Origin of the sequence: Shigella sp. FC1544 (assembly GCF_001722145.1) — a bacterium.
Classification (GTDB): domain Bacteria; phylum Pseudomonadota; class Gammaproteobacteria; order Enterobacterales; family Enterobacteriaceae; genus Escherichia; species Escherichia coli.
The window spans coordinates 17,808-40,580 of the sequence record NZ_MECT01000066.1 but is presented as its reverse complement, the minus strand read 5'-3'; the positions used below and the strand labels follow the sequence as shown (position 1 = coordinate 40,580).

The window sequence follows — 22,773 nt, the reverse complement described above, 5'->3', positions numbered from 1 at the left end:
GATGCTCAAAGAATTAAACTTCGTAATGAATTACGTGTTCACTCTTGAGACTTGGTATTCATTTTTCGTCTTGCGACGTTAAGAATCCGTATCTTCGAGTGCCCACACAGATTGTCTGATAAATTGTTAAAGAGCAGTGCCGCTTCGCTTTTTCTCAGCGGCGCGGGGTGTGCATAATACGCTTTCCCGCTACAGAGTCAAGCATTTATTTTTGCTTTCTCTGTCGGAATTCTCAGGAGAACCCCGCTGACCCGGCGGCGTGTTTGCCGTTGTTCCGTGTCAGTGGTGGCGCATTATAGGGAGTTATTCCGGCCTGACAAGAGGAAATTTAAAATAATTTTCTGACCGCGCAACATTCAACCAAATCAGCCTAAAACTGCCAGTTTTTCGAGCGTTTCGAAGCCGTAACGCTGTAAAACGGGCAATAATTGTTCAGCTTCTGGCGTCATTGCCATACAAAAGGCAATATTCGCATCGGCAGATTTTGCATCCGGGGCTTCATGTTCTAACAACCAGGCCGTTCGGCGAGCAATCGCTGCGCCAGAATCCACTAGCCGGGTTCCCTCTGGCAGCACTTGTAACAGTTCTTCTTGTAGTAGAGGGAAATGGGTGCAACCCAATACAACGGTATCTGGCGGCTCTTTCATTCTTAACCACGGGCGTAGGATACGTTTTAGTGCATCCAGAGAAACATCTTCGCCATGTAGCTTCGCTTCAGCCAACTCAACCATCTCTGCCGAGCCCAGCATTTCTATCTGGCATTCATTAGCGAAACGCGCGATCAGCTCATGAGTATAAGAACGTTTAACTGTTCCGCGGGTTGCCAGTAATCCGACAATGCCATTTGCCGTCAGACGTGCAGCAGGTTTAATCGCCGGCACGACACCAACAACCGGGAAGTCGAACTTTTCGCGTAATGCAGGAAGTGAAACGGTACTGGCAGTGTTGCAAGCGACCACAGCCAGCGCAAGGGGATAACGTTCTTGCACCGCGGTGACAATTGCCACTACTCGCTCAACAATAAACGCTTCGCTTTTTTCGCCATACGGGAAAGCGACGTTATCGAAAGCATAAATGTAATGGAGATCCGGTAAGAGATGCCGGATCTCGTCATAGACCGACAACCCACCGACGCCGGAGTCAAACACCAGCACGGTGGGACGTGGTTCAGAAGGTGTAGCTGCCAGACAAGGTGTATTCCCGTCCTGCAGTTTGGTAGCCATAGACTGTCTCATAATCTTTGTCGAACAGGTTGGCTATTTTACCACGAACTGTCAGGTGAGAGGTGACCGGATACGCAACCGCAAGATCCCACAAGCTCACACCGCCCATTTTAACGGTTTGATAAGGATAAGATGAGTAATCCTTATCATAGCGAGTGCCTAAATACTGATAAGTAATACCCCAGTCGAAGTCATACAACTGCCAGTCGAGCTGGTATTTCACCTGCTGTTTAGCACGGCGTAACAACGGCGTGTCGGTAATCGCATTGCGCGCATCGACATAATCATAACTCACAGTATGCGTCAGTGGTCCGGTATCAAAATTGGCGGTCGCCTCGACGCCCTTAATCCGCGCTTTCCCTTCGTTGTAATATTTCAGGGTGTGATCATCATAATCGATCAAGTCACTGACATCGTTACGATATCCGGAAATACGCCAGTTCACCCCAGCGGTTAAGCCTTCAAACGCGCCTTCCCACTGTTTGCTTTTCTCCGGGTCCAGATTCGGATTTCCGTAGAAGCCATACAGTTGCCCCAGATTTGGTGCCTTATAAGATGTCCCGTAGGAAGCAATGAAGCGATAACCTTCGATGAATTCCCAACCGGCGCTGGTTTGCCAGGTTCCATGACGACCAAACTGTGAGTTATCGTCACTGCGTGCTGCGCCTTCAAAGGTAAAATCGCCGACTTGTTGCAGCCCGGTCAGATAGATGCCGGTATTACGTTGATCATATCCATCCTCAACATAACCTGTACCCGGCGTCGTAGTCTGTTTCTGCCAGTCGACACCCGCACCAATACTACCGTGACCAACGATGACATTGTTTGCCCACTGGACGGTGTATTGCTTCATCTCATCGAGCGTCGCCGACGAATCATAACGACCATAATGGGGATCGTAGTTGTAATCTTTGCTATGGCTATAGCTGGTAATGAGTTGTGATTTAATCAGTTCGCCGTTATAGCGCAGCCCGGCGTCCCAACTTTGGCTATAGAGTTTACGGGTATCGAGCAACGATGAACCGGGAGAATAATACGCGTCATAATTGGTACGGTTATCATAGCCATAGCCGCGCACAAAGCCGCTCCAGGCATCAGTAAAGTTATGCTCCAGCGCGCCATAAAGCGTTTTACTTAAAAAACCATCGTTATCTGTCTGCGCTTGCGTTCCGGTATTACCATAGGCAACAACATCATAACCATGAGTATGGGCATAATCGCCCAACAGCGTTACCCGTGTCTTATCCCCCAGTTGTTGCTGCGTAGAGACATCATAGTTCTGATAACTATTGCTTCCCCACCCTGCTGAAATTTCCGTTCCGGGTTCATCGCGCGTCGTGATGATATTCACCACCCCGCCTATTGCATCGGAACCATAAACAGCGGAGCGCGGCCCACGGATATATTCAACACGCTGGACAAGCGCACGCAATAGGGAACTGGCTAAGGTCGGCAGAACCACTCACCCCCGCCAGATTCAGCCGTACGCCATCAATTAACACCAACACATGACTGGCATTTGTACCGCGAATAAAAATAGATGAGAGCTGACCTGAACCGCCGTTTTGGGTGATATCGACGCCCGGAAGACGGCGCAGCACATCATTGACCGAGGTCGACTGCCAGCGGTCGATATCCTGACGGGTCACAACGGTGGTTGGTGCAAGCACAGTGCTGCGCGGCTGTTCAAAACGGTTAGCAGTAACGACGAGAGTATCCGGGCTGGTATCCTGTGCCCAAGCGGAAAAGGCTGTGACAGAACACGCCGTCAGCAGCGAAGCTTTTTTAATCATTGTAAAGCATCCACAATAGAAGAAGGATGCCGCAGGTTTCATCAATATTACGCGATGATGAGACGTTGGCCGGCAGGTCTTCGGGCTTGGAGGGGTATCTAAGATACTAAGAGATGATGACTTCCCACCGGATGGCAGTGTCCGCATAACGCAATCATCGCACCTTTCCTTACCGCTGCGCGTCAGCTCCAGATTCGCACTGGATTCCCTATTAACTCACAGGACCGGCAAGTGGATGCTACAGGTTGTAACAAGTTACTGTCCAGACGTAGCTCACAAATAGGAATTCATCAAGATCTGGACATCTGATGAGCAATCCCTACAATCGCCGCGTACTTTAATTTTTCAGGATACATCATGACCCCCGAACACCTTCCAACAGAACAGTATGAAGCGCAGTTAGCCGAAAAAGTGGTACGTTTGCAAAGTATGATGGCACCGTTTTCTGACCTGGTTCCGGAAGTGTTTCGCTCGCCGGTCAGTCATTACCGGATGCGTGCGGAGTTCCGCATCTGGCACGATGGCGATGACCTGTATCACATCATTTTCGATCAACAAACCAAAAGCCGTATCCGCGTGGATAGCTTCCCCGCCGCCAGTGAACTTATCAACCAGTTGATGACGGCGATGATTGCGGGTGTGCGTAATAATCCCGTTCTGCGCCACAAGTTGTTCCAGATTGATTACCTCACCACGCTGAGTAATCAGGCGGTGGTTTCCCTGCTATACCATAAGAAGCTGGATGATGAGTGGCGTCAGGAAGCGGAGGCCCTGCGCGATGCACTGCGCGCGCAGAATCTGAATGTGCATCTGATTGGTCGGGCAACGAAAACCAAAATCGAGCTGGATCAAGATTACATCGACGAGCGTCTGCCGGTCGCAGGGAAAGAGATGATCTACCGTCAGGTAGAAAACAGCTTTACCCAGCCGAACGCGGCGATGAATATTCAGATGCTGGAATGGGCGCTGGACGTAACCAAAGGCTCAAAAGGCGATTTACTGGAGCTGTACTGCGGCAACGGTAACTTTTCATTAGCGCTGGCGCGCAATTTTGATCGGGTATTAGCCACCGAAATCGCTAAGCCGTCGGTTGCTGCTGCGCAATACAACATCGCAGCTAACCATATTGATAACGTACAAATTATTCGTATGGCGGCAGAAGAATTTACTCAGGCGATGAATGGTGTGCGCGAGTTTAACCGCCTGCAAGGGATCGACTTAAAGAGTTATCAGTGCGAAACCATTTTTGTCGACCCACCGCGCAGCGGTCTGGACAGTGAAACCGAGAAAATGGTGCAGGCGTATCCGTGTATTTTGTACATCTCCTGTAACCCGGAAACGTTATGCAAGAATCTGGAAACATTAAGCCAGACGCACAAGGTCGAACGTCTGGCTCTGTTTGATCAGTTCCCCTACACGCACCATATGGAGTGCGGCGTATTACTGACCGCGAAGTAAAACCCATGCCGGATGCGCCAGCATCCGGCATAATACCGATTACTCAGCAACTTCCTGCTTACGGTTACGCATCTTCGCGCCAATCCAGAACACCATAATGACGGAGAGTACTGCCGGGAAGAAGTTAGAGCCGATATCCGGATATTCCGCACGAACTACCGTGCTGTACAGCAGTACGCCGAGAATAAAACAGGCAGCTGCCAGACCCGGCAAGCCTACCGGCATAGTGCGATTAAGATAACGTTGATGCAGGCAGTAAACCGTCAGCACCAGGGAAATAATCGGGAATACAGAAAATGGCACAATGGAGCTAAACAGCGCTGCGAAAGTACCATTAATCGATAAGCCAGCAACTAACGCCAGCAGCAGCGTACCTCTATCTTGATTTGCTTGTTTCATTACTCGTCCTTCACATTTCCCGGAATAATTGCGGTTTTCTCTTGTTCACGGCGATACCAGTAATAAGCCCCTTTCGAAATCATTCGCAGTTGCAGTACCAGTCGCTCTTCTAATTGCCGACGTTGTTCGACGCCGACGTCCAACGCCTCGGCACCCGCACTGAAGACAATTGTCACCATTGCTTCGGCTTGCGCTTCAGTAAACGCACGCGGCATATGGTTTTCGAGTTCCAGATAGTCCGCAAGTTCCGCAATGAAGTGCTGAATTTCACGCGCAACGGCGGCACGAAACGCAGCGGAGGTGCCGGAGCGTTCCCGCAATAATAACCGGAAGGCGTTAGGATTATTACCGATGAACTCCATAAATGTGGAGACCGAGGTGCGGATCACACTCCCGCCTTTGGCGATACGCTGACGCGCCTGGCGCATGAGTTGGCGTAGCATTAAACCGCTCTCATCAACCATGGTCAGACCCAGTTCGTCTACGTCGCGGAAATGCCGATAAAAAGAGGTGGGAGCAATGCCCGCTTCACGCGCCACTTCACGCAAACTCAGGCTGGCGAAGCTGCGTTCAGCACTTAATTGGCTAAATGCGGCTTCCACCAGCGAACGGCGGGTTTTTTCTTTTTGTTGCGCTCTTATGCCCATCACGATGTCTGAATCCTTGCCAAAAGTACTGCTGGCACTATACCAGAGAATGAACATACTGGATTGCTCCAGTATTGTGAATGAACGGTAACGCAATAAAACATATTTACTGGCCGGTTCTTTTACGTACAGCGGAAACCTGCCGCTTAAACGGAGAGTATCGTCGATAAAAATCCAATAAAACGTCAGGGCAAAAGTAAGAAACAGACAAAGCAAAGGCCGCTCAGGATATAGCCAGATAAATGACGGGGATCAATTGGCTTACCCGCGATAAAATGTTACCATTCTGTTGCTTTTATGTATAAGAACAGGTAAGCCCTACCATGCCACATTCCTACGATTACGATGCCATAGTAATAGGTTCCGGCCCCGGCGGCGAAGGCGCTGCAATGGGCCTGGTTAAGCAAGGTGCGCGCGTCGCAGTTATCGAGCGTTATCAAAATGTTGGCGGCGGTTGCACCCACTGGGGCACCATCCCGTCGAAAGCTCTCCGTCACGCCGTCAGCCGCATTATAGAATTCAATCAAAACCCACTATACAGCGACCATTCCCGACTGCTCCGCTCTTCTTTTGCCGATATCCTTAACCATGCCGATAACGTGATTAATCAACAAACGCGCATGCGTCAGGGATTTTACGAACGTAATCACTGTGAAATATTGCAGGGGAACGCTCGCTTTGTTGACGAGCATACGTTGGTGCTGGATTGCCCGGACGGCAGCGTCGAAACACTAACCGCTGAAAAATTTGTTATTGCCTGCGGCTCTCGTCCATATCATCCAACAGATGTTGATTTCACCCATCCACGCATTTACGACAGCGACTCAATTCTTAGCATGCACCACGAACCGCGCCATGTACTTATCTATGGTGCTGGAGTGATCGGCTGTGAATATGCGTCGATCTTCCGCGGTATGGATGTAAAAGTGGATCTGATCAACACCCGCGATCGCCTGCTGGCATTTCTCGATCAAGAGATGTCAGATTCTCTCTCCTATCACTTCTGGAACAGTGGCGTAGTGATTCGTCACAACGAAGAGTACGAGAAGATCGAAGGCTGTGACGATGGTGTGATCATGCATTTGAAGTCGGGTAAAAAACTGAAAGCTGACTGCCTGCTCTATGCCAACGGTCGCACCGGTAATACCGATTCGCTGGCGTTACAGAACATTGGGCTGGAAACTGACAGCCGCGGACAGCTGAAGGTCAACAGCATGTATCAGACCGCACAGCCGCACGTTTACGCGGTGGGCGACGTGATTGGTTATCCGAGCCTGGCATCAGCGGCCTATGACCAGGGGCGCATTGCCGCGCAGGCGCTGGTAAAAGGCGAAGCCACCGCACATCTGATTGAAGATATCCCTACCGGCATTTACACCATCCCGGAAATCAGCTCTGTGGGCAAAACCGAACAGCAGCTGACCGCAATGAAAGTGCCATATGAAGTGGGCCGCGCCCAGTTTAAACATCTGGCACGCGCACAAATCGTCGGCATGAACGTGGGCACGCTGAAAATTTTGTTCCATCGGGAAACAAAAGAGATTCTGGGTATTCACTGCTTTGGCGAGCGCGCTGCCGAAATTATTCATATCGGTCAGGCGATTATGGAACAGAAAGGTGGCGGCAACACTATTGAGTACTTCGTCAACACCACCTTTAACTACCCGACGATGGCAGAAGCCTATCGGGTAGCTGCGCTAAATGGCTTAAACCGCCTGTTTTAACACTTTATCGAAATGGCCATCCATTCTTGCGCGGATGGCCTCTGCCAGCTGCTCATAGCGGCTGCGCAGCGGTGAGCCAGGACGATAAACCAGGCCAATCGTGCGGCGAGGTTCCGGCTTAATACACGGCAAATAAACAACCCCATCGCGTTTGCGCTCCGGCGGCACAGCCAGCGCAGGCAGTAAAGTGATCCCGCTACCTGCCGCCACCATGTTACGCAGTGTCTCCAGGCTGGTCGCGCGGAAGTGTGTATCTTCATCCGCCCCGGCTTCAAAGCAGAAACCCATTGCCTGATCGCGCAAACAGTGACCATCTTCCAGCATCAGCAGTTTTTCCCCTGCCAGATCGGCCATCGGTACGCATTCGCGGTTCGCCCACGGGTGATCTTCATAGATAGCCAGCAACATTGGCTCATCAAACAACGGCACTTCAATGAATGCTTCGCTCTCTTTCACCAGCGCGAGGATCACGCAATCGAGTTTGCCGCTGTCCAGTTGCGCCAGTAACTGGTGGGTCTGTGCTTCATGCAGATACATTTCCAGCTTTGGAAATGTCTGGTGCAGCATCGGGATAATATGCGGCAGCAGGTACGGTCCAACCGTAGGAATCAAACCAATATGCAGCGGTCCGGACATCGTCTCGCCCTGCTGGCTTGCCATCTCTTTAAGGACTTTCACCTCACGCAGCACGGTACGCGCCTGATCCACCAGCAGCATTCCCGCCTGGGTGAACAACACTTTACGGCTGGTCCGCTCCAGCAACATCACGCCCAGCTCATCTTCCAGCTTACGAATTTGGCCGCTAAGCGTCGGCTGGCTAACGTGGCAGGAATCTGCCGCACGCCGAAAATGGCGGTGTTCAGCCAATGCCACCAGGTACTCAAGATCACGAATATTCATTATCCATCCTCCATCGCCACGATAGTTCATGGCGATAGGTAGAATAGCAATGAACGATTATCCCTATCAAGCATTCTGACTGATAATTGCTCACAGAAACGGAGCGGCACCTCTTTTAACCCTTGAAGTCACTGCCCGTTTCGAGAGTTTCTCAACTCGAATAACTAAAGCCAACGTGAACTTTTGCGGATCTCCAGGATCCGCTTTTTTGCCATAAAAAAGCCCGGCGATAAGCCAGGCTCAAATTTGTACATATAAATGTTCTTACCCCAACCGCGCCTGCGCAAAAGCAATCGCTTGGGCCACCTGCTGCGGTGAGACGCCGCCTTTTGCCGCACGCTTGTCGAGGCACGATTGTAGCGACAGAATCGGATAGACATCTTCGCCAATCACGTGGCTGAATTTCTGCAACTCGTCGAGCGGCAGATCTTCCAGCGGTTTGCCCTGACGAATGGCTTCCACCACCGCTTCACCCACGATATGGTGCGCCTCGCGGAAAGGTACGCCTTTCGCCACCAGGTAATCCGCCAGTTCGGTGGCGTTGGCGTAACCCTGCTGAGCCGCTTCCTGGCAACGTGGACGTTTCACCTGAATGCCGTCCAGCACCAGCGCCGCCATATGCAGGCAGTCCAGCCAGGTATCGAGCGCGTCGAACAGACCTTCTTTGTCTTCCTGCATATCTTTGTTGTAAGCCAGCGGCAAACCTTTCAGCGTCATCATCATGCCGGTTAACGCACCCTGCACCCGACCGCATTTACCGCGAATCAGCTCCAGCGCATCCGGGTTTTTCTTCTGCGGCATTAATGATGAACCGGAAGTCACGCGGTCAGAAAGCTCCACAAACCCCGCTTCGCCGGTGTTAAAGAAAATCAGATCTTCAGCAAAACGCGACAGATGCACCATGCCGATAGCGGCAGCCGACAGCAGTTCCAACACATGGTCACGGTCAGAAACGCTGTCCAGACTGTTACGGGTCGCCGAAGCAAAGCCCAGCCAGCCTGCTAACTGTTCACGGTCGATTTCATAGGCCGTTCCCGCCAGCGCGCCACAGCCTAATGGGCTGACATCCAGACGCTTAAGCGAATCCTGCAAACGGCTTTCATCACGCGCCAGCATCTCAACATAGGCCAGGCACCAGTGCGCGAACGTCACCGGCTGGGCGCGTTGCAGGTGAGTGTAACCTGGCATTACCGCGTCCTGATTGTTTTGTGCGGTTTCCACCAGCGCCGATTGCAGCTGCCGGTTAGCCGTCAGTAACTCGCTAACGGTATCTTTGCACCACAGTTTCAGGTCAGTCGCTACCTGATCATTACGGCTACGCCCGGTATGCAGCTTTTTGCCTAACTGGCCCACTTTGTCGATCAGTTTGCCTTCCACCCAGCTATGGATATCTTCGGCGTCGCTTTCAAGGATTTGTTGTGGCCTAGCGCGAACATCTTCCAGCAACACGTTCAGCGCCTCTTCCAGTTGCGCCTGCTCTTCTGCGGTTAACACGCCGACCGTTACCAGGGCTTTGGACCAGGCCACAGAGCCAACAATATCCTGCTCCGCCAGACGGTAATCAAAGCGCAGTGAGTCGTTGAATTGTTTGAACCGTTGATCTGCTGCCTGGGTAAAACGCCCGCCCCAAAGTGCCATAACTCTGTTTCCTTATTTTGAAATTCAATGCCGGAAAGCTGCGCCTCCGGCTAACAAAACTTAAGCTAAAATCCGCGTACCCATCGGCATACCGTTAAACAGTGCCGGAAGCTGCTCCGCATGACGCCAGGAGGCGATATCTACCGGACGGCCCAGCGTGCGGGCCGCATCCAGCGCCGCGTTCACTTTCACTATCATGCCGTCAGTAATAATGCCCTGCTCAATCAGTTGTTCTGCTTTCGCGGCGGTCATTTCGGCAATGCGTTGCCCTTTGCCGTCGAGAATGCCGCTGACGTCGGAGAGCAACATCAGATCCGCGCCCAGCGTTGCCGCCAGCGCCGTTGCCGCCTGGTCGGCATTGACGTTCATCAGTTGCCCTTCGTCTGTTACGCCAATGGAGCTGACCACCGGCAGATAACCGTTCTCCAGCAAGGAGTTGATAAGCTTAGGCGAACCTGGCTGCGCCAGTCCAACATGACCTAACTCTTCATCAAGCTGGGTCACTTTGACGCTGTCGCCATCACCGAGAAACAAACCTACGGCCGCAATCTGATGTTTCTTCGCCCATGCCAACAGGGTTTTATTTGCCGTTCCCGCCAGTGCTCCGGTGATAATGTCTATCTGATCAGCAGGCGTCACCCGCAGGCCGTTTTTCTTTTTCACCGGCAGATTCAGCCCTTTCATCAGCTCATCCACCACGCAACCGCCGCCGTGCACAATCACCAGCGGACGCTGATGTGACTCACGATAATTCACCAGTGCGCTAAACAGACGTTCCAGCGCCTCTTCACTATCCAGCAGTACGCCGCCCAGTTTGATAATTAATGGATTCATCATTGCACCCTTAAATAAGAGACTGCGTTTCCGCATAGCCGAAACGAATATTGGCGCACTGTACCGCTTGTGCCGCCGCGCCTTTCAGTAAGTTGTCTTCGGTCGCCACAATAATCAGATGCTCGCCCTGAACGGCAAACCCGATATCGCAAAATGGCAGCCCAACGACATTTTTCAGCGCCGGAACGCCTTTGTCATACAGCCGCACCAGCGGTTTATGGGCATACGCCTGCTGTAACACTTGCGCGACTTGCGCCTGGGTCACACCCGATTTCAGGCGGCAGGTAATGGTTTCGAGAATGCCGCGCGGGAAATTGCCCAGATGTGGGGTGAAGATAACGTCAGCACCGAGGTGTGTGGCGATCTCTGGTTGATGGCGATGAGTAAAGACGCCATACGGTTGCAGGCTAACTTCACAAAAACTATTTGAAATCGCTGCCTTACGTCCTGCACCGCTCACGCCGCTGGTGGCGTTGATCGCCGGCCACTGATTGAGGTCAAGAAGATCGGCATCAATCAACGGTTTCAGCGCCAGCTGTGCCGCCGTCGGATAACAGCCTGGCACCGCAATCAAATTCGCTTCTTTTAATTTATTACCGCACCACTCCGCCAGACCGTAGGCTGCCTGTTCCAGCAGTTCCGGGTATTGATGGGTAAAGCCGTAATATTTTTCATAGAAGGTGGCGTCGTTAACACGAAACGCGCCGGAAAGGTCGAACACCACGCAGCCCGCTTCAAGAAACTGCGGCGCTAAATCGTGGCTAACTTCATGGGCGGTGGCGAGAAACACTACGTCCACCCCTGGGCTAAACTCGCTGATATCCGACATCGGCTGCAACGGCAGCTCAACGATGCCTTTTAGCTGCGGATGCAAATCGGAGATTAACTTTCCCGCATCATTGCTTTGCGCTGAAACAGTCAAAGCGGTTATGTTCATATGCGGATGGCGATTTACATAGGTCACTAGCTCTGCGCCAGCGTAGCCGCTGGCACCCACAATCAGCGTATTCAACATCGGGGCTATTCACCTTCTTATGTCTGGTTGCCAGGTTAAACGTAAAACATTCACCTTACGGCTGGTGGGTTTTATTACGCTCAACGTTAGTGTATTTTTATTCATAAATACTGCATGAATATTGATACTATCATGACCAGAGGTGTGTCAACAATGAAAAACAAATTACCGCCATTTATCGATATTTACCGCGCTCTGATTGCCACACCTTCAATAAGCGCTACGGAAGAGGCACTCGATCAAAGCAATGCAGATTTAATCACTCTGCTGGCGGACTGGTTTAAAGATTTGGGCTTCAATGTGGAAGTGCAGCCTGTTCCAGGAACTCGCAACAAATTCAATATGCTGACAAGTATCGGACAGGGGGCTGGCGGCTTGTTGCTGGCGGGGCATACCGATACGGTGCCATTTGATGACGGTCGCTGGACGCGCGATCCGTTTACACTGACGGAGCATGACGGCAAGCTTTACGGCTTAGGCACCGCCGACATGAAAGGCTTTTTTGCGTTTATCCTTGATGCGCTACGCGATGTCGACGTCACGAAACTGAAAAAACCGCTCTACATTCTGGCGACTGCTGATGAAGAAACCAGTATGGCCGGAGCGCGTTATTTTGCCGAAACTACCGCCCTGCGCCCGGATTGCGCCATCATTGGCGAACCGACGTCACTACAACCGGTACGCGCACATAAAGGTCATATCTCTAACGCCATCCGTATTCAGGGCCAGTCGGGGCACTCCAGCGATCCAGCACGCGGAGTTAACGCTATCGAACTAATGCACGACGCCATCGGGCATATTTTGCAATTGCGCGATAACCTGAAAGAAAGTTATCACTACGAAGCATTTACCGTGCCATACCCTACGCTCAACCTCGGGCATATTCACGGTGGCGACGCTTCTAACCGTATTTGCGCTTGCTGTGAGTTGCATATGGATATTCGTCCGCTGCCTGGCATGACACTCAATGAACTTAATGGTTTGCTCAACGATGCATTGGCTCCGGTGAGCGAACGCTGGCCGGGTCGTCTGACGGTCGACGAGCTGCATCCGCCGATCCCTGGCTATGAATGCCCACCGAATCATCAACTGGTTGAAGTGGTTGAGAAATTGCTCGGAGCAAAAACCGAAGTGGTGAATTACTGTACCGAAGCGCCGTTTATTCAAACGTTATGCCCGACGCTGGTGCTCGGTCCGGGTTCCATCAATCAAGCTCATCAGCCTGATGAATATCTGGAGACGCGGTTTATTAAACCCACCCGTGAGTTGATTATCCAGGTAATTCACCATTTTTGCTGGCATTAAAACGTAGGCCGGATAAGGCGCTCGCGCCGCATCCGGCACCGTTGCCAAACTCCGGTGCCGCAATAATGTCGGATGCGATGCTTGCGCATCTTATCCGACCTACACCTTTGGTGTTATGTATGGCGATTTTTTAACATTTCCATAAGTTACGCTTATTTAAAGCGTCGTGAATTTAATGGCGTAAATTCCTGCTATTTATTCGTTTGCTGAAGCGATTTCGCAGCATTTGACGTCACCGCTTTTACGTGGCTTTATAAAAGACGACGAAAAGCAAAGCCCGAGCATATTCGCGCCAATGCGACGTGAAGGATACAGGGCTATCAAACGATCAGATGGGGTGTCTGGGGTAATATGAACGAACAATATTCCGCATTGCGTAGTAATGTCAGTATGCTCGGCAAAGTGCTGGGAGAAACCATCAAGGATGCGTTGGGAGAACACATTCTTGAACGCGTAGAAACTATCCGTAAGTTGTCCAAATCTTCACGCGCTGGCAATGATGCTAACCGCCAGGAGTTACTCACCACCTTACAAAATTTGTCGAACGACGAGCTGCTGCCCGTTGCGCGTGCGTTTAGTCAGTTCCTGAACCTGGCCAACACCGCCGAGCAATACCACAGCATTTCGCCGAAAGGCGAAGCTGCCAGCAACCCGGAAGTGATCGCCCGCACCCTGCGTAAACTGAAAAACCAGCCGGAACTGAGCGAAGACACCATCAAAAAAGCAGTGGAATCGCTGTCGCTGGAACTGGTCCTCACGGCTCACCCTACCGAAATTACCCGTCGTACACTGATCCACAAAATGGTGGAAGTGAACGCCTGTTTAAAACAGCTCGATAACAAAGATATCGCTGACTACGAACACAACCAGCTGATGCGTCGCCTGCGCCAGTTAATCGCCCAGTCATGGCATACCGATGAAATCCGTAAGCTGCGTCCAAGCCCGGTAGATGAAGCCAAATGGGGCTTTGCCGTAGTGGAAAACAGCCTGTGGCAAGGCGTACCAAATTACCTGCGCGAACTGAACGAACAACTGGAAGAGAACCTCGGCTACAAACTGCCCGTCGAATTTGTTCCGGTCCGTTTTACTTCGTGGATGGGCGGCGACCGCGACGGCAACCCGAACGTCACTGCCGATATCACCCGCCACGTCCTGCTACTCAGCCGCTGGAAAGCCACCGATTTGTTCCTGAAAGATATTCAGGTGCTGGTTTCTGAACTGTCGATGGTTGAAGCGACCCCTGAACTGCTGGCGCTGGTTGGCGAAGAAGGTGCCGCAGAACCGTATCGCTATCTGATGAAAAACCTGCGTTCTCGCCTGATGGCGACACAGGCATGGCTGGAAGCGCGCCTGAAAGGCGAAGAACTGCCAAAACCAGAAGGCCTGCTGACACAAAACGAAGAACTGTGGGAACCGCTCTACGCTTGCTACCAGTCACTTCAGGCGTGTGGCATGGGTATTATCGCCAACGGCGATCTGCTCGACACCCTGCGCCGCGTGAAATGTTTCGGCGTACCGCTGGTCCGTATTGATATCCGTCAGGAGAGCACCCGCCATACCGAAGCGCTGGGCGAGCTGACCCGCTACCTCGGTATCGGCGACTACGAAAGCTGGTCAGAGGCCGACAAACAGGCGTTCCTGATCCGCGAACTGAACTCCAAACGTCCGCTTCTGCCGCGCAACTGGCAACCAAGCGCCGAAACGCGCGAAGTGCTCGATACCTGCCAGGTGATTGCCGAAGCGCCGCAAGGCTCCATTGCCGCCTACGTGATCTCGATGGCGAAAACGCCGTCCGACGTACTGGCTGTCCACCTGCTGCTGAAAGAAGCGGGTATCGGGTTTGCGATGCCGGTTGCTCCGCTGTTTGAAACCCTCGATGACCTGAACAACGCCAACGATGTCATGACCCAGCTGCTCAATATCGACTGGTATCGCGGCCTGATTCAGGGCAAACAGATGGTGATGATTGGCTATTCCGACTCAGCAAAAGATGCGGGCGTGATGGCAGCGTCCTGGGCGCAATATCAGGCACAGGATGCATTAATCAAAACCTGCGAAAAAGCGGGTATTGAGCTGACGTTGTTCCACGGTCGCGGCGGTTCCATTGGTCGCGGCGGCGCACCTGCCCATGCGGCACTGCTGTCACAACCGCCAGGAAGCCTGAAAGGCGGCCTGCGCGTAACCGAACAGGGCGAGATGATCCGCTTTAAATATGGTCTGCCAGAAATCACCGTCAGCAGCCTGTCGCTTTATACCGGGGCGATTCTGGAAGCCAACCTGCTGCCACCGCCGGAGCCGAAAGAGAGCTGGCGTCGCATTATGGATGAACTGTCAGTCATCTCCTGCGATGTCTACCGCGGCTACGTACGTGAAAACAAAGATTTTGTGCCTTACTTCCGCTCCGCTACGCCGGAACAAGAACTGGGCAAACTGCCGTTGGGTTCACGTCCGGCGAAACGTCGCCCAACCGGCGGCGTCGAGTCACTACGCGCCATTCCGTGGATCTTCGCCTGGACGCAAAACCGTCTGATGCTCCCCGCCTGGCTGGGTGCAGGTACGGCGCTGCAAAAAGTGGTCGAAGACGGCAAACAGAGCGAGCTGGAGGCTATGTGCCGCGATTGGCCATTCTTCTCGACGCGTCTCGGCATGCTGGAGATGGTCTTCGCCAAAGCAGACCTGTGGCTGGCGGAATACTATGACCAACGCCTGGTAGACAAAGCACTGTGGCCGTTAGGTAAAGAGTTACGCAATCTGCAAGAAGAAGACATCAAAGTGGTGCTGGCGATTGCCAACGATTCCCATCTGATGGCCGATCTGCCGTGGATTGCAGAGTCTATTCAGCTACGGAATATTTACACCGACCCGCTGAACGTATTGCAGGCCGAGTTGCTGCACCGCTCCCGCCAGGCAGAAAAAGAAGGCCAGGAACCGGATCCTCGCGTCGAACAAGCGTTAATGGTCACTATTACCGGGATTGCGGCAGGTATGCGTAATACCGGCTAATCTTCCTCTTCTGCAAACCCTCGTGCTTTTGCGCGAGGGTTTTCTGAAATACTTCTGTTCTAACACCCTCGTTTTCAATATATTTCTGTCTGCATTTTATTCAAATTCTGAATATACCTTCAGATATCCTTAAGGAATTGTCGTTACATTCGGCGATATTTTTTTCAAGACAGGTTCTTACTATGCATTCCACAGAAGTCCAGGCTAAACCCCTTTTTAGCTGGAAAGCCCTGGGTTGGGCACTGCTCTACTTTTGGTTTTTCTCTACTCTGCTACAGGCCATTATTTACATCAGTGGTTATAGTGGCACCAACGGCATTCGCGACTCGCTGTTATTCAGCTCGCTGTGGTTGATCCCGGTATTCCTCTTTCCGAAGCGGATTAAAATTATTGCCGCAGTAATCGGCGTGGTGCTATGGGCGGCCTCTCTGGCGGCGCTATGCTACTACGTCATCTACGGGCAGGAGTTCTCGCAGAGCGTTCTGTTTGTGATGTTCGAAACCAACACCAACGAAGCCAGCGAGTATTTAAGCCAGTATTTCAGCCTGAAAATTGTGCTTATCGCGCTGGCCTATACGGCGGTGGCAGTTCTGCTGTGGACACGCCTGCGCCCGGTCTATATTCCAAAGCCGTGGCGTCATGTTGTCTCTTTTGCCCTGCTTTATGGCTTGATTCTGCATCCGATCGCCATGAATACGTTTATCAAAAACAAGCCGTTTGAGAAAACGTTGGATAACCTGGCCTCGCGTATGGAGCCTGCCGCACCGTGGCAATTCCTGACCGGCTATTATCAGTATCGTCAGCAACTAAACTCGCTAACAAAGTTACTGAATGAAAATAATGCCTTGCCGCCACTGGCTAATTTCAAAGATGAATCGGGTAACGAACCGCGCACTTTAGTGCTGGTGATTGGCGAGTCGACCCAGCGCGGACGCATGAGTCTGTACGGTTATCCGCGTGAAACCACGCCGGAGCTGGATGCGCTGCATAAAACCGATCCGAATCTGACCGTGTTTAATAACGTAGTTACGTCTCGTCCGTACACCATTGAAATCCTGCAACAGGCGCTGACCTTTGCCAATGAAAAGAACCCGGATCTGTATCTGACGCAGCCGTCGCTGATGAACATGATGAAACAGGCGGGTTATAAAACCTTCTGGATCACCAACCAGCAGACGATGACCGCCCGCAATACCATGCTGACGGTATTTTCGCGCCAGACCGACAAGCAGTACTACATGAACCAGCAACGTACGCAGAGTGCGCGTGAATACGACACCAACGTGCTGAAGCCGTTCCAGGATGTGCTGAATGACCCTGCGCCGAAGAAACTGATCATCGTTCATCTGCTGGGTACGCATATCAAATACAAATACCGCTACCCGGAAAATCAGGGCAAGTTTGATGGCAATACCGATCATGTTCCGCCAGGATTAAGCGCAGAAGAGCTGGAATCATATAACGATTATGACAACGCTAACTTGTATAACGATCATGTGGTTGCCAGCCTGATTAAAGACTTTAAAGCGGCAGACCCGAACGGATTCCTGGTTTACTTCTCTGACCACGGTGAAGAGGTTTACGACACGCCGCCGCACAAAACTCAGGGGCGTAACGAAGACAACCCGACGCGCCACATGTACACCATTCCGTTCCTGCTGTGGACGTCGGAAAAATGGCAAGCGACTCATCCCCGTGATTTCTCACAGGATGTCGATCGTAAATACAGCCTGGCGGAACTGATCCACACCTGGTCAGATTTGGCGGGCTTATCTTACGACGGTTACGATCCAACCCGTTCAGTGGTGAATCCGCAGTTCAAAGAAACTACCCGCTGGATTGGTAACCCGTACAAGAAAAACGCGCTGATCGATTACGACACTCTGCCGTATGGCGACCAGGTAGGTAATCAGTAATTATCAGCCAGGCGCTATTTGCCGGATGCGACGCTTGACGCGTCTTATCCGGCCTACAGATCGCGGCGGTAGGCTGGATAAGGCGTTTACGCCACATCCGGCAATACAACTGCCGCAATGTTTACATCGAACTCCCCTCAGGCCACACTTTTCAGGTGGCCTTTTTTAATAATGCCAGTTACTGTTTTCCCGTCTACATACCTAAGGGAATAACATGTATCACGACATCAGCTATCTGCTCTCCCGCCTGATCAACGGCCCGCTGTCCCTGCGCCAGATTTACTTTGCCAGCAGTAACGGCCCGGTGCCCGATCTTGCGTATCAGGTCGATTTTCCACGGCTGGAAATTGTGCTGGAAGGTGAGTTTGTTGATACCGGCGCTGGAGCAACGTTAGTTCCCGGCGATGTGCTGTACGTTGCCGCTGGTGGCTGGAATTTCCCACAATGGAAAACACCCGCTACCACCTTTAGCGTGCTGTTTGGCAAACAGCAACTCGGCTTCAGCGTCGTGCAATGGGATGGCAAACAATATCAAAATCTGGCGAAGCAACACGTCGCCCGACGCGGCCCACGTATAGGTTCTTTTCTGCTACAAACGCTCAATGAAATGCAAATGCAGCCGCAGGAGCAGCAAACGGCAAGGCTTATCGTAGCCAGCCTGCTTAGCCACTGCCGCGATTTGCTCGGCAGCCAAATCCAGACCGCCTCACGCAGCCAGGCACTATTTGAAGCTATTCGCGATTATATCGACGAACGCTATGCCTCCGCGCTTACCCGCGAATCTGTCGCACAGGCATTCTATATTTCACCAAACTATCTCTCGCACCTGTTTCAAAAAACGGGGGCCATTGGTTTTAACGAATACCTGAATCACACGCGACTGGAGCACGCTAAGACGTTATTGAAAGGCTATGACCTGAAGGTAAAAGAAGTGGCGCACGCCTGCGGCTTTGTCGACAGCAACTACTTCTGCCGTCTGTTTCGTAAAAACACCGAACGCTCGCCGTCGGAATATCGCCGGCAGTACCACAGCCAACTGATAGAAAAACCGACTACTCCAGAATAAGATGGGTTTGCTGCGGCGCAGAAAGCACTTTGCGCACCGCGCTCATTACCCGCTGCGGCTCACGCAGGAATGCGTAGATGCTGCATTGCACATAGCGGCAATGTTCAAATCGCTCGGCACCGGCAAGCTCGATATCCGTAATCAACAGATCAACATCCGCCCGACGGATATCCTCGTCCGCTAAACGATTCTCCGTTCCCAGCGCGCCCTGAGTTTCAATGCTGACGCCCCACTTCTCTAACTGGCACAACTTTTCCAGCCGTTCCGCCGCCATATAAGTATGCGCCACGCCGCTTACGCAGGCGGTTACTGCCACCAGGTATGCCATTTTAACCTCCCACGGTAACCTGAAATCCGGCCCGTTCTGCCATTTCGCGCATCGTTGCCACATCGGCTGATGACGGCGCAGCAACATCCTTCATCGACCATGTTTTCCCCAGCAGGCGGTATTTCGGCTCGCCGTACTGATGAAACGGCAACAGATGGATCTGCCTGATATTCAGCGGGATCAGCACGTCCAGCGCCTGCTGCATATTCTCCCGGCTGAGTGTGAAACCGGAGATCAGCGGCAAACGCGGGATCACGTTGACACCCTCACTCACCAGCAAACGCAGGTTCTCCAGTACGCGTGGCAGGTTCATCTTCACCACATCCCGCGCCTGAGTCGCGTCCATAATTTTTAAATCGAACAACACTTCATCGCACAATTTCGCCAGCGGTAACAGCTTGCTGGCTGGTGCGTCTCCGGCAGTTTCAATGGCACATGAGACACCCCACAGCCGCAGTCGCTGTAAAAAACGGGTAGCAAACTCCGCCTGCATTAACACTTCGCCGCCAGAAAGCGTGACGCCGCCGCCGGACGTGCGAAAAAAAATGTCATCTTTCATCACTTCCCGTTCCAGAGCGTCAAGGCTGATATCGCGACCAATCCGTTCAAACGCCCCGGAGGGGCATTCATCCGCATCACGCAAACATTTCGCACAGTGCAGACATTTCGCCTCTCTGCGTACCGTCTGGATTTTGCGGAGATCGACTCCGGATTAGCACACCACGGGCAAAGATGCGGACAGCCTTTAAAAAAGACCACCGTACGAATGCCCTCGCCGTCATTCAGTGAATAACACTGAATGTTGAAAATGCGCGCCACATCATTGCGGCGCGTTTCCACAACGTTACAGCTGATGCGCTGTCCGGCGGATGATGTCATCCTGGATCTCCTTCGACAGTTCGACAAAGAAGGCGCTGTATCCGGCAACGCGCACCACCAGCCCGGCATAATCTTGTGGGCGCTGTTGCGCTTCCCACAACGTGTCGGCGTTCACCACGTTAAACTGAATATGCTGCAACTTAAGCTGGGTAAACGCCCGTAAGAAGTCGGCCAGTTTGCGTAATCCCGCTTCACCTTCCAGGGTCGCCGGAGTGAATTTCACGTTCAGCAACGTACCGTTAGACAGCAGCGTATTATCGAGCTTACTGACTGACTTCAGTACCGCTGTTGGCCCTTGTTCGTCCTGGCCCAGCATAGGTGACAAGCCGCCGTCTGCCAGCTGTTCTCCGGCAAAACGACCGTCTGGCGTCGCGCCAACCACCGACCCCAACGGGACGTGAGCAGAAACGGTATACGATCCCGGCGTGAAGTAACCACCGCGCGGGTTCTGGTATTTTTCCACTTCTTTGCAGTAGTGGCGCAACAGTTCGGCGCTAATGTTATCCACCTCGTCGATATCGTTACCATATTTCTCAAAGCGGTTAATTAAGCGAGCGCGGACTTTTTCGCCTTCTGGCGTTGCAAAGTTGGCTTTTAATACCGACAGCAATTCGTCAAAACTTAAACGCTGTTGCTCAAAAACCATCCCTTTCAACGCATGGAGAGAATCGCTCAGGTTGGCGATACCGATCCCCTGTACGCCGGAGAAGTTATAACGCGCGCCGCCATCGGTAATATCGCGACCTTTTTCCAGACAATCGCTGATAAAAGACGAGAGCAGCGGTACAGGTGCCCAGTCGCGATGGCCGATATCACAAATATTGCTGCCCTCAACCATCAGGGTGATGTAGTGGCTGATCTTGGCGCGGATCTGCTCCAGTAAACCTTCATAAGTCAGCGCAGCATTGCCTTCATTTTCATGCAGGCAGATTTCCATCACTTTCAGCAGATTAAACATCGCGATGTCATGCAAGCCGTAGGTTCTGCCGGGAATAGATAATTCCACACAGCCCACTACGGAATAGTCGCGCGCATCTTCCAGCGAAACGCCACGGTTGAGGAACGCTGGTACCACCACTTCATCGTTAAAGATTTGCGGAATACCGGTGCCGAGGCGAATGGTTTCGGCGGTTTTCATCAGGAATGGCGTGTCGATCAAGGCGTTAGTGCGCACGCCGAGGTTCGGTTGCGGTAATTGCACGCTTTGATAGGCGTCAAGGCAAAGGAACGAAAGCACGTTCACCGCGCTACGTCCGTTCTCGGTTAACCCGCCGAGCAGTGCGGTATAGCCGGTCGGGAAACCTGCGAAATAACGCGCGCTGCTGGTGGAGCGCAACAGCACGATGTCGTTGCATTTCACCCATAAAGATTCGAGCAGTTCTTTCAGGAACGCCGGATCTTCGCCCTGGGTTAAAGATGCCTGATAGAACGGCAACATATACTGGTCGAAGCGCCCTAAAGACAGCGAACTGGCGTTGGATTCGTATTGCAGAATGATGTTCATGTACCAGAATAACTGGCACGCCTGCCAGAACGTCTGCGGCTTATGTTCGGCGTTATGGCGAGAGATCTCCGCAATAGTCAGCAGTTCTTCGCGACGCTGGGCATCTGTGCAGTTTGCCGCCATCGTTTCCGCCAGTACGGCGTAACGCAAAATGTGTTTCTGCGAGGCTTCCAGCAGTAACAGCGCTGCCTGATAAAAGTGATTCTCCGGCTGTTGCTGACAATGTTGCTGCATCTGTGCCACCAACTCCCCCAGCCCGTGATTCAACAGGCGTGGGTAATCAATAATAATGTGCCCCTGGCCTTTATCCGTCTGGTTAATGCTGAAAATCTGCGTGCTGGTCGCGGCTTTTACTTCATCCGTCATCTGCCCGTTGATGAAATCTTTCATCGAACGTTTTTCCCAGTACGGGAACAACTCTTCACGATAGATACGTTTATCTTCTTCGCTGATAGCAAAGCGGTCCTGCGGACGCGTCGGGAATTGATCCAGCTCTTTCAGCAGCCAGTAAGGGTCCATTTCCGGCGACATAATCCCGGCGCGCGGTTTTACGGTGCGGTTACCGGCAATCAGTTCTTCATCACGAATCGAAATTTCAACATGTTCAAGGATATACGCTGTTGCTTTCGCCCGGCGCAATATCACCGGTTCGCCTTCGGTTTGCCGATGGCTGGCGGTATAAAGCAGCGCCCGCTCCAGCGAGATTTCACGGGTATTGGCAAACAGTGCAGTTTTGAGGCGAGAGATACGATTCGTCATGAGGAACTCCTGTGGGAAAGCGAACCCGCCCTTGCGAGCGGGAGAAGAACTTAAGCGGTTTGCGCCAGGTGAGCTTCAATTTTGCTCATAATGGCGTCAGCACGTTTTACTGCATCGCTGATGTTGACGCGCACGATGGTCTTGCCAGCAAAACGCTCTTCAAACTTGATGCCGATATCTTTGGTCAGAATCACCATATCAGCGCTCGCCACATCTTCCGCAGTCAGTTCATTTTCCAGACCAATTGACCCCTGGGTTTCTACTTTCACTTCCCAGCCTTTCGCTTTCGCGGCACTTTCCAGCGCCTCTGCTGCCATATAGGTATGGGCAACACCTGAAGGACATGCGGTTACTGCAATAATTTTCGTCATGGCTCGTTCCT

The 22,773-nt window shown here is 52.2% G+C and carries 16 protein-coding genes, 2 pseudogenes and 1 riboswitch; of the genes and pseudogenes, 6 read left to right on the top strand and 12 right to left on the bottom strand.

What is annotated here, in order from left to right:
- Nucleotides 1-365: 365 nt before the first annotated feature.
- Together murI and btuB are read right to left on the bottom strand one after the other, a co-directional pair.
- A complete protein-coding gene (gene murI / locus BGK49_RS05200; RefSeq protein ID WP_000201819.1) occupies nucleotides 366-1,223 on the bottom strand; it encodes a glutamate racemase in 858 nt (285 codons plus the stop codon).
- Nucleotides 1,168-3,016: pseudogene (gene btuB, locus BGK49_RS05195) on the bottom strand (TonB-dependent vitamin B12 receptor BtuB). The gene murI and the pseudogene btuB overlap by 56 nt, the downstream one beginning before the upstream one ends.
- Nucleotides 3,017-3,070: 54 nt before the next feature.
- A riboswitch (cobalamin riboswitch) is annotated at nucleotides 3,071-3,260 on the bottom strand.
- A 113-nt stretch (nucleotides 3,261-3,373) separates the two neighbouring features.
- On the opposite strand from btuB, the gene trmA reads away from it, so the two are divergent.
- Entirely contained in the window at nucleotides 3,374-4,474 is a 1,101-nt protein-coding gene (gene trmA / locus BGK49_RS05190; RefSeq protein WP_000187019.1) for a tRNA (uridine(54)-C5)-methyltransferase TrmA, read from the top strand.
- 39 nt (nucleotides 4,475-4,513) lie between these two features.
- Here trmA and BGK49_RS05185 read toward each other — a convergent pair whose 3' ends face one another.
- Both BGK49_RS05185 and fabR read right to left on the bottom strand, forming a co-directional pair.
- Complete coding sequence (locus BGK49_RS05185; protein WP_000806411.1) at nucleotides 4,514-4,873, bottom strand: YijD family membrane protein; 360 nt, start codon at nucleotides 4,871-4,873, stop codon at nucleotides 4,514-4,516.
- Complete coding sequence (gene fabR, locus BGK49_RS05180) at nucleotides 4,873-5,523, bottom strand: HTH-type transcriptional repressor FabR (protein WP_122988064.1); 651 nt, start codon at nucleotides 5,521-5,523, stop codon at nucleotides 4,873-4,875. The genes BGK49_RS05185 and fabR overlap by 1 nt, the downstream gene beginning before the upstream one ends.
- A gap of 320 nt (nucleotides 5,524-5,843) precedes the next feature.
- Here fabR and sthA point away from each other — a divergent pair, with 320 nt between their 5' ends.
- On the top strand, nucleotides 5,844-7,244 hold the full coding sequence (gene sthA, locus BGK49_RS05175; protein WP_001120824.1) for a Si-specific NAD(P)(+) transhydrogenase: 1,401 nt from the start codon (nucleotides 5,844-5,846) through the stop codon (nucleotides 7,242-7,244).
- On the opposite strand, the gene oxyR is transcribed toward sthA, so the two are convergent.
- From oxyR to argC, 4 genes are all read right to left on the bottom strand, one after another.
- Nucleotides 7,227-8,144: a DNA-binding transcriptional regulator OxyR gene (gene oxyR / locus BGK49_RS05170; protein ID WP_001025939.1), complete on the bottom strand. Its 918-nt coding sequence runs from the start codon at nucleotides 8,142-8,144 to the stop codon at nucleotides 7,227-7,229. The genes sthA and oxyR overlap by 18 nt on opposite strands.
- Nucleotides 8,145-8,408: 264 nt before the next feature.
- Nucleotides 8,409-9,782 carry an argininosuccinate lyase gene (argH, locus tag BGK49_RS05165; RefSeq protein WP_001230101.1) on the bottom strand — a complete coding sequence of 458 codons (1,374 nt, stop codon included), beginning with the start codon at nucleotides 9,780-9,782 and terminating at the stop codon, nucleotides 8,409-8,411.
- Nucleotides 9,783-9,842: 60 nt separating this feature from the next.
- Nucleotides 9,843-10,619: an acetylglutamate kinase gene (argB, locus tag BGK49_RS05160; RefSeq protein ID WP_077901192.1), complete on the bottom strand. Its 777-nt coding sequence runs from the start codon at nucleotides 10,617-10,619 to the stop codon at nucleotides 9,843-9,845.
- 7 nt (nucleotides 10,620-10,626) lie between these two features.
- On the bottom strand, nucleotides 10,627-11,631 hold the full coding sequence (gene argC / locus BGK49_RS05155) for an N-acetyl-gamma-glutamyl-phosphate reductase (RefSeq protein WP_000935387.1): 1,005 nt from the start codon (nucleotides 11,629-11,631) through the stop codon (nucleotides 10,627-10,629).
- 153 nt (nucleotides 11,632-11,784) lie between these two features.
- Between argC and argE the strand changes: the two genes are divergently transcribed.
- From argE to BGK49_RS05135, 4 genes are all read left to right on the top strand, one after another.
- Complete coding sequence (argE, locus tag BGK49_RS05150; protein WP_005044632.1) at nucleotides 11,785-12,936, top strand: acetylornithine deacetylase; 1,152 nt, start codon at nucleotides 11,785-11,787, stop codon at nucleotides 12,934-12,936.
- A gap of 351 nt (nucleotides 12,937-13,287) precedes the next feature.
- The gene (gene ppc / locus BGK49_RS05145; protein ID WP_001005587.1) at nucleotides 13,288-15,939 is read left to right on the top strand and encodes a phosphoenolpyruvate carboxylase; all 2,652 of its coding nucleotides are present in this window, start codon (nucleotides 13,288-13,290) and stop codon (nucleotides 15,937-15,939) included.
- A 182-nt stretch (nucleotides 15,940-16,121) separates the two neighbouring features.
- Nucleotides 16,122-17,855 carry a phosphoethanolamine transferase CptA gene (locus BGK49_RS05140; protein ID WP_000556284.1) on the top strand — a complete coding sequence of 578 codons (1,734 nt, stop codon included), beginning with the start codon at nucleotides 16,122-16,124 and terminating at the stop codon, nucleotides 17,853-17,855.
- Between the two features lie 214 nt (nucleotides 17,856-18,069).
- Nucleotides 18,070-18,921, top strand: a complete 852-nt coding sequence (locus BGK49_RS05135) for a helix-turn-helix transcriptional regulator (RefSeq protein ID WP_000274584.1) — start codon at nucleotides 18,070-18,072, stop codon at nucleotides 18,919-18,921.
- Here BGK49_RS05135 and BGK49_RS05130 read toward each other — a convergent pair.
- The 4 genes and pseudogenes from BGK49_RS05130 to BGK49_RS05115 all read right to left on the bottom strand — a co-directional run bounded on the left by BGK49_RS05130 (nucleotide 18,908) and on the right by BGK49_RS05115 (nucleotide 22,762).
- Nucleotides 18,908-19,249, bottom strand: a complete 342-nt coding sequence (locus BGK49_RS05130) for a PTS fructose-like transporter subunit IIB (protein ID WP_000323852.1) — start codon at nucleotides 19,247-19,249, stop codon at nucleotides 18,908-18,910. The two genes, BGK49_RS05135 and BGK49_RS05130, sit on opposite strands and share 14 nt — an antisense overlap.
- 1 nt (nucleotide 19,250) lies before the next feature.
- Nucleotides 19,251-20,128 (bottom strand): annotated as a pseudogene (locus BGK49_RS05125) ([formate-C-acetyltransferase]-activating enzyme).
- Complete coding sequence (locus BGK49_RS05120) at nucleotides 20,094-22,391, bottom strand: formate C-acetyltransferase (RefSeq protein ID WP_000184840.1); 2,298 nt, start codon at nucleotides 22,389-22,391, stop codon at nucleotides 20,094-20,096. Before BGK49_RS05120 ends, BGK49_RS05125 begins: the two are co-directional and overlap by 35 nt.
- A 50-nt stretch (nucleotides 22,392-22,441) precedes the next feature.
- Nucleotides 22,442-22,762 carry a PTS fructose-like transporter subunit IIB gene (locus BGK49_RS05115; RefSeq protein ID WP_000161265.1) on the bottom strand — a complete coding sequence of 107 codons (321 nt, stop codon included), beginning with the start codon at nucleotides 22,760-22,762 and terminating at the stop codon, nucleotides 22,442-22,444.
- Nucleotides 22,763-22,773: the final 11 nt, after the last annotated feature.

Excerpts from the sequence above, each read along its gene's own strand:
- murI (WP_000201819.1), bottom strand. The coding sequence starts at position 1,223 with ATGGCTACCAAACTGCAGGACGGGAATACACCTTGTCTGGCAGCTACA.
- trmA (WP_000187019.1), top strand. The coding sequence starts at position 3,374 with ATGACCCCCGAACACCTTCCAACAGAACAGTATGAAGCGCAGTTAGCC.
- BGK49_RS05185 (WP_000806411.1), bottom strand. The coding sequence starts at position 4,873 with ATGAAACAAGCAAATCAAGATAGAGGTACGCTGCTGCTGGCGTTAGTT.
- sthA (WP_001120824.1), top strand. The coding sequence starts at position 5,844 with ATGCCACATTCCTACGATTACGATGCCATAGTAATAGGTTCCGGCCCC.
- oxyR (WP_001025939.1), bottom strand. The coding sequence starts at position 8,144 with ATGAATATTCGTGATCTTGAGTACCTGGTGGCATTGGCTGAACACCGC.
- argH (WP_001230101.1), bottom strand. The coding sequence starts at position 9,782 with ATGGCACTTTGGGGCGGGCGTTTTACCCAGGCAGCAGATCAACGGTTC.
- argB (WP_077901192.1), bottom strand. The coding sequence starts at position 10,619 with ATGATGAATCCATTAATTATCAAACTGGGCGGCGTACTGCTGGATAGT.
- argC (WP_000935387.1), bottom strand. The coding sequence starts at position 11,631 with ATGTTGAATACGCTGATTGTGGGTGCCAGCGGCTACGCTGGCGCAGAG.
- argE (WP_005044632.1), top strand. The coding sequence starts at position 11,785 with ATGAAAAACAAATTACCGCCATTTATCGATATTTACCGCGCTCTGATT.
- ppc (WP_001005587.1), top strand. The coding sequence starts at position 13,288 with ATGAACGAACAATATTCCGCATTGCGTAGTAATGTCAGTATGCTCGGC.
- BGK49_RS05140 (WP_000556284.1), top strand. The coding sequence starts at position 16,122 with ATGCATTCCACAGAAGTCCAGGCTAAACCCCTTTTTAGCTGGAAAGCC.
- BGK49_RS05135 (WP_000274584.1), top strand. The coding sequence starts at position 18,070 with ATGTATCACGACATCAGCTATCTGCTCTCCCGCCTGATCAACGGCCCG.
- BGK49_RS05130 (WP_000323852.1), bottom strand. The coding sequence starts at position 19,249 with ATGGCATACCTGGTGGCAGTAACCGCCTGCGTAAGCGGCGTGGCGCAT.
- BGK49_RS05120 (WP_000184840.1), bottom strand. The coding sequence starts at position 22,391 with ATGACGAATCGTATCTCTCGCCTCAAAACTGCACTGTTTGCCAATACC.
- BGK49_RS05115 (WP_000161265.1), bottom strand. The coding sequence starts at position 22,762 with ATGACGAAAATTATTGCAGTAACCGCATGTCCTTCAGGTGTTGCCCAT.